At 68.4% G+C, this 11,641-nt stretch carries 15 protein-coding genes; 5 read left to right on the forward strand and 10 right to left on the reverse strand.

Annotated elements, in window-relative coordinates; translation table 11 throughout:
• Positions 1-10 precede the first annotated feature (10 nt).
• The 5 genes from Q0599_RS17935 to Q0599_RS17955 all read right to left on the reverse strand — a co-directional run bounded on the left by Q0599_RS17935 (position 11) and on the right by Q0599_RS17955 (position 3,977).
• Positions 11-2,335 (reverse strand): methyl-accepting chemotaxis protein, encoded by a 2,325-nt coding sequence (locus Q0599_RS17935; RefSeq protein WP_298832254.1) that lies wholly within the window; start codon positions 2,333-2,335, stop codon positions 11-13.
• A 30-nt stretch (positions 2,336-2,365) separates the two neighbouring features.
• Complete coding sequence (locus Q0599_RS17940; protein ID WP_298832257.1) at positions 2,366-2,884, reverse strand: chemotaxis protein CheW; 519 nt, start codon at positions 2,882-2,884, stop codon at positions 2,366-2,368.
• 12 nt (positions 2,885-2,896) lie between these two features.
• Positions 2,897-3,262 carry a response regulator gene (locus tag Q0599_RS17945; RefSeq protein WP_298832259.1) on the reverse strand — a complete coding sequence of 122 codons (366 nt, stop codon included), beginning with the start codon at positions 3,260-3,262 and terminating at the stop codon, positions 2,897-2,899.
• Between the two features lie 86 nt (positions 3,263-3,348).
• Positions 3,349-3,747 carry a response regulator gene (locus Q0599_RS17950; RefSeq protein WP_298832261.1) on the reverse strand — a complete coding sequence of 133 codons (399 nt, stop codon included), beginning with the start codon at positions 3,745-3,747 and terminating at the stop codon, positions 3,349-3,351.
• A 56-nt stretch (positions 3,748-3,803) separates the two neighbouring features.
• The gene (locus Q0599_RS17955; RefSeq protein ID WP_298832263.1) at positions 3,804-3,977 is read right to left on the reverse strand and encodes a rubredoxin; all 174 of its coding nucleotides are present in this window, start codon (positions 3,975-3,977) and stop codon (positions 3,804-3,806) included.
• Positions 3,978-4,140: 163 nt separating this feature from the next.
• Between Q0599_RS17955 and Q0599_RS17960 the strand changes: the two genes are divergently transcribed.
• Together Q0599_RS17960 and hemL are read left to right on the forward strand one after the other, a co-directional pair.
• Positions 4,141-5,091, forward strand: a complete 951-nt coding sequence (locus tag Q0599_RS17960) for a bifunctional hydroxymethylpyrimidine kinase/phosphomethylpyrimidine kinase (RefSeq protein WP_298832266.1) — start codon at positions 4,141-4,143, stop codon at positions 5,089-5,091.
• Positions 5,081-6,382 (forward strand): glutamate-1-semialdehyde 2,1-aminomutase, encoded by a 1,302-nt coding sequence (gene hemL / locus Q0599_RS17965; RefSeq protein ID WP_298832268.1) that lies wholly within the window; start codon positions 5,081-5,083, stop codon positions 6,380-6,382. The genes Q0599_RS17960 and hemL overlap by 11 nt, the downstream gene beginning before the upstream one ends.
• A gap of 3 nt (positions 6,383-6,385) precedes the next feature.
• Here the strand turns inward: hemL and Q0599_RS17970 are convergent, their stop codons facing one another.
• Both Q0599_RS17970 and Q0599_RS17975 read right to left on the reverse strand, forming a co-directional pair.
• Positions 6,386-6,850 carry a DUF6152 family protein gene (locus tag Q0599_RS17970; RefSeq protein ID WP_298832778.1) on the reverse strand — a complete coding sequence of 155 codons (465 nt, stop codon included), beginning with the start codon at positions 6,848-6,850 and terminating at the stop codon, positions 6,386-6,388.
• Positions 6,851-6,869: 19 nt separating this feature from the next.
• Positions 6,870-7,313: a hypothetical protein gene (locus Q0599_RS17975; RefSeq protein WP_298832270.1), complete on the reverse strand. Its 444-nt coding sequence runs from the start codon at positions 7,311-7,313 to the stop codon at positions 6,870-6,872.
• A gap of 53 nt (positions 7,314-7,366) precedes the next feature.
• Between Q0599_RS17975 and mpl the strand changes: the two genes are divergently transcribed.
• Positions 7,367-8,728, forward strand: a complete 1,362-nt coding sequence (gene mpl / locus Q0599_RS17980; protein ID WP_298832273.1) for a UDP-N-acetylmuramate:L-alanyl-gamma-D-glutamyl-meso-diaminopimelate ligase — start codon at positions 7,367-7,369, stop codon at positions 8,726-8,728.
• A 4-nt stretch (positions 8,729-8,732) separates the two neighbouring features.
• On the opposite strand, the gene Q0599_RS17985 is transcribed toward mpl, so the two are convergent.
• Entirely contained in the window at positions 8,733-9,803 is a 1,071-nt protein-coding gene (locus tag Q0599_RS17985; protein WP_298832276.1) for an ATP-dependent 6-phosphofructokinase, read from the reverse strand.
• A gap of 79 nt (positions 9,804-9,882) precedes the next feature.
• Between Q0599_RS17985 and Q0599_RS17990 the strand changes: the two genes are divergently transcribed.
• On the forward strand, positions 9,883-10,473 hold the full coding sequence (locus tag Q0599_RS17990; protein WP_298832278.1) for a YqiA/YcfP family alpha/beta fold hydrolase: 591 nt from the start codon (positions 9,883-9,885) through the stop codon (positions 10,471-10,473).
• On the forward strand, positions 10,470-11,210 hold the full coding sequence (locus Q0599_RS17995; protein ID WP_298832280.1) for a beta-ketoacyl-ACP reductase: 741 nt from the start codon (positions 10,470-10,472) through the stop codon (positions 11,208-11,210). The genes Q0599_RS17990 and Q0599_RS17995 overlap by 4 nt, the downstream gene beginning before the upstream one ends.
• On the opposite strand, the gene Q0599_RS18000 is transcribed toward Q0599_RS17995, so the two are convergent.
• Together Q0599_RS18000 and Q0599_RS18005 are read right to left on the reverse strand one after the other, a co-directional pair.
• Positions 11,211-11,432: a hypothetical protein gene (locus Q0599_RS18000; protein ID WP_298832282.1), complete on the reverse strand. Its 222-nt coding sequence runs from the start codon at positions 11,430-11,432 to the stop codon at positions 11,211-11,213. It abuts the gene before it with no gap.
• Between the two features lie 10 nt (positions 11,433-11,442).
• Entirely contained in the window at positions 11,443-11,628 is a 186-nt protein-coding gene (locus Q0599_RS18005; RefSeq protein WP_298832284.1) for a hypothetical protein, read from the reverse strand.
• Positions 11,629-11,641: the final 13 nt, after the last annotated feature.

An 11,641-nucleotide genomic window follows, 5' to 3' on the forward strand; every position in this document is an offset into this window, starting at 1 on the left:
GCGAAGTACGTCACTCGATCTTGAATCGCGCCACCGACTGCTTCAGTTCCTCCGCAGTCCGCGACAGCTCGCGCACCATCGCCGCGGTCGAGCGCGTACCTTCTCCGGTCTGCTCGGTCACCGCGAAGATGTGCTGGATGTTGGCCGCCACCACGTTGGCGGACTGGGCTTCCTGCTGCGCCTGGTTCGAGATCTGCGCAATCAGCTCGGCCAGCTGGCGCGACACGCGGTCGATCTCGCCCAGCGCCGTACCGGCCGCGTCGGACAGTCGGGCACCCTCGACCACACCCTGCGTGGAACGCTCCATGGCGCCCACCGCATCCTGGGTGTCGGTCTGAATGGTCTTCACCAGCGCCGCGATCTGACGCGTGGCGTCGGCGGAGCGTTCGGCCAGCCGCTGCACTTCCTCGGCCACGACGGAGAAGCCTCGTCCGGCCTCGCCGGCCGAGGCGGCCTGGATGGCAGCGTTCAGCGCCAGCACGTTGGTCTGCTCGGTAATGTCCGAGATCAGTTCGGTGATCTCGCCGATCTCCTGCGACGACTCGCCCAGCCGCTTGATTCGCTTCGAGGTTTCCTGGATCTGGTCGCGCAGCAGGTTCATGCCGCCGATGGTGTTCTGCACCGCGCGCAGGCCCGACTCGGCGGCGTCCAGGGACTGGCGCGCCACCTGAGCGGTCTCTTGCGCCTTGCCCGACACGTCGTTGATTCGGCCGGCCATCTGCAGCACCGACTCGCCGGTGTCGCGGATCTCGCGCAGCTGCTCGGTCGAAGCGGCCAGCAGTTCGGTGGAGGTGGCCTCCACCTGCTGCGTGGTCTCGGTCACCCGACCCACCGTGCCCTGCACCTGCGACACCAGCTGGCGCAGTTCCTCCACCGTGTAGTTCACCGAATCGGCGATGGCGCCGGTGATGTCTTCCGTCACCGTGGCCTGCTGCGTCAGGTCGCCTTCCGCAACCGTCTGCAGTTCGTTCATCAGCCGCAGAATGGCCGCCTGGTTGGCGTCGTTGACGCGCTTGGCCTCCTGCTCCTGTCGTTCGGCTTCGAGCCGCTGAGCCTCGGCCAGCTGCGCACGCTGTGCCTGGTCACGCACATACAGGCGCAGGAAGCCCAGGCCGCCCGCCACGATCAAGGCCGCAAACAGGGCCAGGGCAAAGACGCTGCCGGCACCGAAGCTGCTCTGGGCGGACAGGCCGTCCTGCACCGTCTCCAGGCCCTTTCGCAGCGGCTCGCTGTCCGCAATGATCGAAGCCTGCGCCTCACGCGCGGACACCAGGCCCTGCAGATTGCCCAGGATGGCGCTCGCCTGGGTGCGCGTCTCCTCGTACTGCTTGAGCAAGGCGACCAGACGCTCCTTCGTCTGCGGGTCACGCGTGGCCGGCAAGCGCAATTCCTGATTGCCGTCTGCCAGCCCCTGCGCGATCTCGCGGAAGGTGTTCAGGTCCTTGCCGAGCAGGAACACCGCTTCAGGGCTCACGCCTTCCATCGTCAGGAATTCGTTCGCGCTCTTGCCGATGCGCTGCGTCAGCATCACGAGCTGGCCGACGGCCGACAGCTCGGCCGGCGAGGCCTCCTGCTGCAACTTGAGCGACGACACCGTCTCGGCGATCTCGAGCAGGTCCGAGGACTGGCGGTTGATGGTGCGCAGCGCCTGGCCCACCTGGGTCAGGATCTTCTGCTGCCCGATCACGGTGTTGGCGTTCTTCTCGGCGCGGTCGATCAGCGGCATCAGCGGCTCGAGCGCCGGCTGCACGTTCTCCGCCGCAGCGCTGAGTTCGCCTTCGCCGGTGCGCAGGTTTCGCACTGTCCTGGCAAGCACGTCGGCGCTCTCGCGCACCTCCGGGAAAGCCTGCACGCTGCCGATCAGCGCCTGCGACACCGACTTCGCCAGACGCTGCGACTGCATCAGCGCCTGGCCGGTGGCCGCCAGCTGGGCCGAAGCCTTGCTGGCCGCGTTCAGCGAGAAGCCGGTCACGGCCACCAGCCCGAACAGACCGAACAGCACCAGGATGGACAGGATGCGCTGCTGCTCGCCCAGCGGCCGGCTGCCGATCATCGGCAGACCGCCCGCCGCCGCCGGCGGCGTCTCGCCCGAGGTGCTGCGCACCTCGCCGAAGTCGGCCATCTCCGAAGGCGCCGCCTCGGTGATGATCGACGAGTCCATCTGTGCCGTCTGCTGCAGGGTGCCGATGTCCAGGGTAGCCGCGCCGCCCGGGCCAGGCAGCGGCAGGTCGCCGCCGCGGCCCATCGGCTCGTCGAAGCGGTCCTGCTCCAGCGTGTCCATGTCGGCGACACCTTCCCTGCGTCCCATTCCCTTGATCTTGTTCAGGAAGCTCATGGTTTCCTCTTGTGCTCTCGTTGAGCCTGTTCAGCCGACGATCCTCAGGAACGACTCGTCGCCGGCAAGTGCGGCCAGACTCAGTTCCTGCCATTGGCGCCCTTCGGCGTCGCGGAAGCGTGCGCCGACGAAGGCGGGGCGCACCGCGTTGTCGTCGGGTTCGCGCCGAAGCTGGTCCTCGCCACGCAGGCCGGCGAGGCGATCCACCATCAGCACGCAGTTCAAGTCCAGCGACTGGTTGAAGCCGACGAGCTGGGCTCCCTGTGGCAGCGCATCGGAAGTCTTCACCCCCAGGAAGCCGGCCAGATCGACCACGCCGTGCAGGTGGCCGCGCAGGTTGGCCACGCCCATGAACCAGCGGTGCGTGTGAGGCACCGGCACCAGCGGCGCCAGCGCGAAGATCTCGCCGGCCTCGCGCAGGGGGAACAGGATGCCGCGCCCGCTGACCTCCACCGCCAGCCAGGAGCTGCCGCGCTGCTGGGTCCGCGCCGCCTGGAGCCGCTCGGCGAGACGGCTCTGGAGTTCGCGCAGTGCTTCCTTCTTGGCCATGCGGTGCCGTCGTCAGTCGAAGGCGCGGATCTTCGACACCAGCTCTTCCGGGTCGACCGGCTTGACGATGTAGTCGCGCGCGCCCTGGCGCATGCCCCAGACCTTGTCGGTTTCCTGGTTCTTGCTCGTGCACATGATCACCGGCACGTCGTTGAAGCGCGGGTCGCGGGTGATCGCGCGGGTCAGCTGGAACCCGTTTTGCCCGGGCATGACGACGTCCATCAGGATCAGGTCGGGCTTGTCCTCGCCCAGGCGGCGCATGGCCTCCTCGCCGTTCTCGGCGGTCCGGATGGCATACCCGCGCTTGCTCAGCAGCTCGGACAGATGGTGCAGTTCGGTCTTGGAATCGTCGACCAGGAGGATCTTCTGGATCGGCATGGTGGGTCCTCAGTGAGTGCCGGCTTAGCGCCGCACGCTTTCGCTGTCGGCGCTGTCGCGCCAGTGGGGTTCGAAACAGGGATAGATCATGCGGCACGCCGATGCTGTGCCACGGCCTGCAGAAGCTGATCTTTCGTGAACGGTTTGGTGAGATAGTCCTCCGAGCCCACCATCCGACCCCTTGCCTTGTCGAACAGGCCGTCCTTGGACGACAGCATGATCACCGGCACGTCCGCGAAACGCGCGTTGCGCTTGATGATCGCGCAAGTCTGATAGCCGTCCAGCCGCGGCATCAGGATGTCGCAGAAGATCAGGTCCGGGGCGTGGTCGTTGACCTTGGACAACGCATCGAAGCCATCCTCGGCGAGCAGCACGTTGTGGCCGCCCTGCTTCAGAAAGATCTCTGCGCTGCGCCGGATGGTGTTGCTGTCGTCGATGACCAGCACCTTGATGCCGGCGGCATCGGCGGGGAATTCATTGCTCACCGAGCATTCTCCTCATCGACTCGACGTACGGCTCCGCGGCCTGAATGCCGCCGGAGTCAGACCTGGACCATCTCGAAGTCTTCCTTGCGCGCGCCGCACTCCGGGCAGGTCCAGTTCATGGGCACCTGCTCCCATGGGGTGCCCGGCGCGATACCGTGCTCGGGATCCCCGACCGCCTCGTCGTAAATCCATCCGCAGATGAGGCACATCCAGGTTCGGGGTTCGCTCACGACGCGTCTTCGCCTTCACTACAATGCAACGGAACCAGATTGTAGCCATGCGGTTTGACAAAAAATCAAGGCCGTGTAGGTACATACGCAACTTTCTTCACGTTCGGCTGTAAGTCCACGGAACCCTTTCGGCGCCCGAATCCGACGGCCTCAGCCCGCTGCCATGAACCCTGAAACCACCCCCGACGCCGTCGGCGGCGACGCGCTGCAAGAGCAGCCGGCGCCCGCCTGCGTGATGAGCTTCAACGCCAGCGACCCGAGCGGCGCCGGCGGCCTGGCGGGCGACGTGGCGACCATCGCCGCCATGGGCGCCCACGCCCTGCCCGTGGTCACCAGCATCGTGATGCGCGACACCGCCGAGGTGTTCGACCAGCACGTCATCGACGCCGAGGTGGTCGTCGAGCAGGCGCGAAGCATCCTGGAGGACGTCACCATCGCCGCCTGGAAGGTCGGCTTCCTCGGCTCGGCCGAAGGGGTCAGCGCGGTGGCGGAGATCCTCTCCGACTACCCGGACGTGCCGCTGGTGTCCTATTTGCCGAACCTGTCCTGGGTCGAGGAGGATGCCCAGCAGTCCTACCTGGACGCGTTCCGCGAGTTGGTGCTGCCGCAGACCGAGGTGCTGGTCGGCAGCCACCAGACGCTGACCGACTTCCTGCTGCCCGACTGGGACAACGAGCGCCCGGCCTCGCCGCGCGAGCTGGCCGTGGCTGCCGCCGAGCACGGCGCGCGCTTCGTGCTGGTGACCAGCGTGGTGCTGCCCAACACCAAGGGCCCGGACCAGTTCCTCGACAACGTGCTCGCCTCGGCGCAGGGCGCCATCACCGGCGAGAAGTTCGAGCGCTTCGACGTCGCCTTCGTCGGCGCCGGCGACACGCTGTCGGCCGCGCTGGCCGCGCTGCTCGCCGCCGGCGCGGAGCTGCACGCCGCGGTCGGCGAGGCGTTGACCTTCCTCGACCAGTCGCTCGATGCCGGCTTCCGTCCCGGCATGGGCAACGTCGTTCCCGACCGCTTCTTCTGGGCGCTGCCGCCCGGAGAGGAGGGCGAAGGCGAGCCGCCGGCGGAAGAATCCACCGACAACGACAACGCGCCGAAAGGGCCACGCCATGTCCACTGAGCCGCAGACGAACGCCGGCCTGTTCGAGCGCGCACAGCGCGTCATCCCCGGCGGCGTGAACTCGCCGGTGCGCGCCTTCCGGGCTGTCGGCGGCACCCCTCGCTTCATCGCGCGGGCCGAGGGCGCCCACATGGTCGACGCCGAAGGCAGGCGCTACATCGACTACATCGGCTCCTGGGGACCGATGATTCTCGGCCACGGCCACCCGGCGGTGCTGGAGGCGGTGCTCAAGGCGGCGGCCGAGGGCTTCTCCTTCGGCGCGCCGACCGAGCGCGAGATCGAGCTCGCCGAGGAGATCCTCGGCCTCGTTCCCAGCATGGAGCAGTTGCGCCTGGTCAGCTCGGGCACCGAAGCGGCGATGAGCGCGCTGCGCCTGGCGCGCGGCGCCACCGGGCGCAGCAAGATCGTCAAGTTCGAGGGCTGCTACCACGGCCATGCCGACGCGCTGCTGGTCAAGGCGGGCTCCGGCCTCGCGACCTTCGGCCACCCGACCAGCGCCGGCGTACCCGCCGAGGTGGTGCAGCACACGCTGGTGCTCGAGTACAACAACCTCGCGCAGATCGAGGAGGCCTTCGCACGGCACGGCGCCGACATCGCCTGCGTGATGATCGAGCCGATCGCGGGCAACATGAACTTCGTGCGCGCCGGCGTGCCCTTCATGACCCGGCTGCGCGAGTTGTGCACGAAGCACGGCGCGCTGCTGGTGTTCGACGAGGTGATGACGGGCTTCCGCGTCGCGCTGGGCAGCGCGCAGAGTCTCTATGCGAAGTGGATCCCCGGATTCGAGCCCGACCTCAGCGTATTCGGCAAGGTCATCGGCGGCGGCATGCCGCTGGCGGCCTTCGGCGGCAAGCGCGCGGTGATGGAGCAGCTCGCGCCGCTCGGCCCGGTCTACCAGGCTGGCACGCTGTCGGGCAACCCGGTGGCCACGGCCTGCGGCCTCGCGACGCTGCGCGAAATTCGCAAGCCCGGCTTCTACGAGGCGCTGTCGGCCAAGACAAGGCTGCTGGTCGACGGCCTGCTCGGCGCGGCGCGCGAGGCCGGCGTGCCGATGGTGGGCGACTGCGAGGGCGGCATGTTCGGCTTCTTCTTCGCCGACGCCCTGCCGCAGAACTATCCGGCGGTGCTGGCCACCGACAAGGAGCGCTTCAACAGCTTCTTCCACGCCATGCTGGATTCGGGCGTGTATTTCGCTCCGGCGCTCTACGAGGCCGGCTTCGTCAGTGCCGCGCACAGCGCAGAGGACATCGCGGCCACCGTGGCGGCTGCGGCGCGCTGTCTGAAGCGCTGAGGCTCAGGCGGGCGACGAGCGCAGGCCGTAGGTCTGCGCGCCGACGAACAGGTACTCGACGCGCAGGATCGGCTCGCCCTTCTCGGCCGGGAAGGTGAAGCCGACCATCGCCACGTCGTCGCCGTCGCGGATCTCGGCGACCTTCCACGCCAGCATGCGCGTCAGCGGCGCCAGCTCGATGTGCCAGACCTTGTCCCTGCGCATCGGCAACTGCGCCCGCGCGAGCAGGGCCGCGCCGTCGACGTTGGCCGCCTGCGCCGGCACCGCGCGCCTGGCCAGATCCGCCGGCAACCGAAGGTCGGCATCGAGCTCGAGGTCGAACTCGACATGCGGATTGCGCCAGGCGACCCTGCGCGCCTTGCCGGACAGGTAGACCGGGCGCCCTTGGTCGAAGCTGCTCCAGCCGTGGTGCGCGAAGACAGGCGACAGCGGCAGGGCCGCGGCGACGAGGAGGTGTCGGCGTTGCATCATGGCTCCGTTCGTTCGGTCAGTAGTAGGCGATCCAGCGACCGCAGATGATGATGGCGAGCCAAAGCCCCAGCGACGCCAAGGTCTGCGCCCGTGCGACGCCGTCGAGCGACTGCAGGCCGCCGCGGGCATGGAATGCCGCGGCGTTGAGCCCGGCCAGCATCACCAGTGACATCTTGACGACGAAGGCGCGGTTGGCGAGCAACTCGCCCGGCTGGCTGATGAACATCGTCAGGCCGGTGCACGCGGCGAGGCAGAAGCCCGCCAGCGACAGTGGCAGGGCGAGCCGCGCCAGCGGCGCCACCGGCAGCGCCGCGCCGAGTCCCCAGACACGAAGCTCCAGCAGCACCAGGCTGCCCAACAGCAGTGCGATGCCCACCACGTGCAGCGATTCGAGCACCGGATACAACCAGGGATGGGCGGCGATCCAGTCGAACGCAGCGATGGTTGGGGATTCGGGCATGGCCCCCGCACCTTAGCAGTCCGGGAGCGGCCAGCGCTCCATAGAATCGGTTCATGCACATCCACATCCTGGGCATTTGCGGCACCTTCATGGGAGGCCTGGCCGCGCTCGCGCGCGAGGCCGGACACCGCGTCACCGGCTGCGATGCCAATGTCTATCCGCCGATGAGCGACCAGTTGCGTGCACTCGGCATCGAGCTGATCGAAGGTTTCGACGTCGGGCAGCTCGAGCTGCGCCCCGACCTGTTCGTCGTCGGCAACGTGGTTTCGCGCGGCAACGCGCTGATGGAGGCCATCCTCAACGCCGGTGCGCCCTATACCAGCGGCCCGCAGTGGCTGTCGGACCATGTGCTGCAGGGCCGCCACGTGCTCGCGGTGGCAGGCACCCACGGCAAGACGACGACCAGCTCGATGCTTGCCTGGGTGCTCGATCGTGCCGGGCTCGAGCCCGGATTCCTGGTCGGCGGCGTGCCGCTGAACTTTGGCGTGTCGGCGCGACTCGGCGCGGGAAAGACCTTCGTCATCGAGGCCGACGAGTACGACACGGCCTTCTTCGACAAACGCAGCAAGTTCGTGCACTACCGGCCGCGCACGGCGATCCTCAACAACCTCGAGCTGGATCACGCCGACATCTTCGAGAGCCTGGCGGCGATCGAACGGCAGTTCCACCACCTGGTGCGCACCGTGCCCGGACGGGGCCGACTGGTCGTCAACGCGCGCGAGGAGAGCCTTCAGCGCGTGCTCGACATGGGCTGCTGGAGCGAGGTGATGCGCTTCGGCGCGCGCAAGGAAGAGCCGGGGGCGCTGCGCGCGCGCGGCGAGCCGCACGCCTTCGACGTGCTGCGCGGCAGCCTGAAGATCGCGCGGGTGGAGTGGTCGCTTCTCGGCGAACACAATCAGCTCAATGCGCTGGCCGCCATCGCCGCCGCCGAGCACGTGGGCGTGGCCCCGGAAGTGGCGGCCAAGGCGTTGGCGAGTTTCGAGAACGTGCGCCGCCGGCTGGAACTGCGCGGCGAGGTCAACGGCATCAAGGTCTACGACGACTTCGCCCACCACCCGACGGCGATGCGCACCACGGTCAATGGCCTGCGCCGCAAGGTCGGCACCGAGCGCATCTTCGCGGTGTTCGAGCCGCGCTCGAACACCATGAAGCTGGGCACGATGAAGGCGCAGCTGCCGTGGTCGCTGGAGGAAGCCGACCTCGCCTTCTGCCACAGCGGCGGCCTCACCTGGAGCGCCGAAGAAGCTCTCGCGCCGATGGGCGCTCAGGCGGTGGTGTGCGACGGCATCGACACGCTGGTCGATCGTGTCGTCGCCGCGGCACGCCCGGGCGACCATGTCCTGTGCATGAGCAACGGCGGCTTCGGCGGCATCCACGCCAAGCTGCTCGCGGCGCTGGCCGCGGCGGCGCGTTAGGCCCTCAGGCCACCAGCGTGCCCGTCGAGATGCCGGTGTCCCAGGCGGTGCGCAGAAGATCGTGATCGGACGGCACGTTGCGGCTGCGGCCCGCCACGTCCGCCAGCGGCACGCTGTCGATGCGGTTGCCGTGCAGCACGACCACCCGGTTGAATGCCTTCGCCGCGACGAGCCGTGCCGCGGCGTGACCGTACTGCGTGGCGAGCACGCGGTCGAAGGGCGTCGGCGAGCCACCGCGCTGAACGTGGCCGAGGATGGTCGTGCGCACTTCGCAGCCCACCAGGGGCTCGAGCTGCGCGCGCAGCACGTTGCCCACACCGCCGAGGCGGATCGGCTCCGGCGAGTCCTCGATGCGCTCCTTCACCGTGAAGCCGCCGCCTTCGGGCCTGGCCCCCTCGGCGACGCAGATCAGCGTGTAGCGCTGCCTCGCCTCGCGCTCGCGGCAGACGCGCACCACCTCGTCGAGCCGATAGGGCAGCTCCGGGATCAGGATGATGTCGGCCGCGCCGGCCAGCCCCGCATGCAGCGCGATCCAGCCGGCATAGCGGCCCATGGTCTCGAGGATCATCACGCGGCCGTGGCTCTGGCCCGTGGTCTGCAGGCGGTCGAGCGCCTCGGTGACGATGGCCACCGCGGTGTCGAAGCCGAAGCTGCGATCGGTGTGCGCGAGGTCGTTGTCGATGGTCTTCGGGCAGCCGACGATGGGCACACCCTTGAGCGCCAGCTGGTGGGCGATGGCCATGCTGCCGTCGCCGCCGATCACCACGACCGCGTCCAAGTCGAGCTCGCGCACGTAGGCGCACACGGCGTCCGACACGTCGGCGCCGCCGGCGCCGAAGTAGCCGAAGGGGTTGGCCTTGTTGTGCGTGCCGAGGATGGTGCCGCCAGTGGCCATGATGCCGGCCACCTCGCGCAGGTCCAACGTCCGCACGCGGCGCTCGATGAGGCCGAGGAATCCCTGCTCGATGCCGATCACCTCGGCGCCGACGAGCTTGACCAGCGACCTCGCCACCGCGCGGATCACCGCGTTCAGCCCCGGACAGTCTCCGCCGCCGGTGAGGATGCCCACTCGCATGCCTGTCTCCTTGTCGTGCCCTGCGTGTCAGGCCCAGTGTAGGACCGGCCGCTAGACTGCGGCCCGCCCGCTGTTGATCATGAACAAAGCACCGACCCATCTGCTCTACCTGCACGGCTTTCGCTCCTCGCCGCAGTCGGCGAAGGCCCGTCGCGTCGCGGCCTGGGTGCAGGCACAGCGGCCGGACCTGCACTGGTGGTGCCCGCAGCTGCCGCCCTCGCCGCGCGAGACCATGGCGCGGGTGTTCGACGCTCTCGTCCACTGGCCGGCCGACCGCATGGCGGTGATCGGCAGCTCGCTCGGCGGCTTCTACGCCACGGCGGTGGCCGAGCGCCTGGGCTGTCCGGCCGTGCTTCTCAACCCGGCCATCGACCCGGCGCGCGACCTCGCGAAGTACATCGGCGAGCAGACCGCGTACCACGACCCGGCCGAACGCTTCTTCTTCCGCGCCGAGTTCGTCGACGAACTGCGCGCCATCACACCGGCCGCGATCACGCGGCCCGAGCGCTACTTCGCCGTCATCGCCAAGGGCGACGAGGTGCTCGACTGGCGCGAGATGAGCGCGCGCTACGCCGGCTGCCGCGTCAAGCTGCTCGAGGGCAGCGACCATGCGCTGTCGGACTTCGACGACCACCTTCCCGACATCCTCCACTTCCTCCGACTCTCATGAGACTGAAAGACAAGGTCTGCATCGTCACCGGCGCCGCCCAGGGCATCGGTCTGGCCACGGCGCTGAAGTTCGCCCGCGAAGGCGCCATCGTCGCCGTGTGCGACCGCCGGCGCGAGGCGGTGGACGCCGCGGCCGCGAGCTGCCGTGAACTCGGTGCGCGCGCCGAGGGCTACGTCGTGGACGTCACCGACCGCTCGACGGTCGATGCGATGGTCACCGGCGTGCGCGAGCGCTTTGGCCGCATCGACGTGCTGGTCAACAACGCCGGCATCACCCAGGACGCCCGCCTGCAGAAGATGACGCTGCAGCAGTTCGACGCGGTGATCGACGTGAACCTGCGCGGCGTGTTCCACGTCTCGCAGGCAGTGGTCGACACCCTGCTCGCGCAGGGCAGCGGCGTGATCCTCAACGCCAGCTCGGTGGTCGGCATCTACGGCAACTACGGGCAGACGAACTACGCGGCCAGCAAGTTCGGCGTGATCGGTTTCACCAAGACCTGGAGCCGCGAGCTCGGTCCGAAGGGCGTGCGGGTGAATGCGGTGGCGCCCGGCTTCATCGAGACAAGCATCCTCGACACCGTGCCGGACAAGGTGCTCGACGAGCTGCGTGCACAGGTGCCGCTCAAGCGGCTCGGCCGGGCAGAGGAGGTCGCCAACGTGTACGCCTTCCTCGCCAGCGACGACGCGAGCTACGTCAATGGCGCCGTGGTCGAGGTCTCGGGCGGGCTGACGGTGTGATCAGCTGCGCGGCGAGTTCCAGGTCACGATGGTCCAGATCACGCGGCCCCAGACCTCGAGATTGAACCAGAACAGCGCGATGACGATGGTGAAGTGGCGCAGCCGCCTGCCCAGTTCGCGGAACCGGTCGTCGTCGCCCAGCACGTACATGAGGAAGGTGAACAGCCAGCCGACGGCGAACAGCCCGCCGAACACAGCCATCACCCAGCGAAAGATCGTCATGGCCTGACCTTCACAACACCGTCGCCATGCGCTCGAGGATCAGCACGGCAAAGAAACCGAGTGCCGCGATCACCGTCCACTTGACGATCCGGACACCGAGGTGACGCCATCTCGTTTGCCCGGTGCCGATGTACATCGCGAAGCACAGTAGCCCGGCCACCAGCAGCAGCAGGACGATCCAGCGGAAGATCAGCATGCTAGACGACGAT

The organism is uncultured Piscinibacter sp. (assembly GCF_937952055.1).
Lineage (GTDB): Bacteria > Pseudomonadota > Gammaproteobacteria > Burkholderiales > Burkholderiaceae_C > Piscinibacter.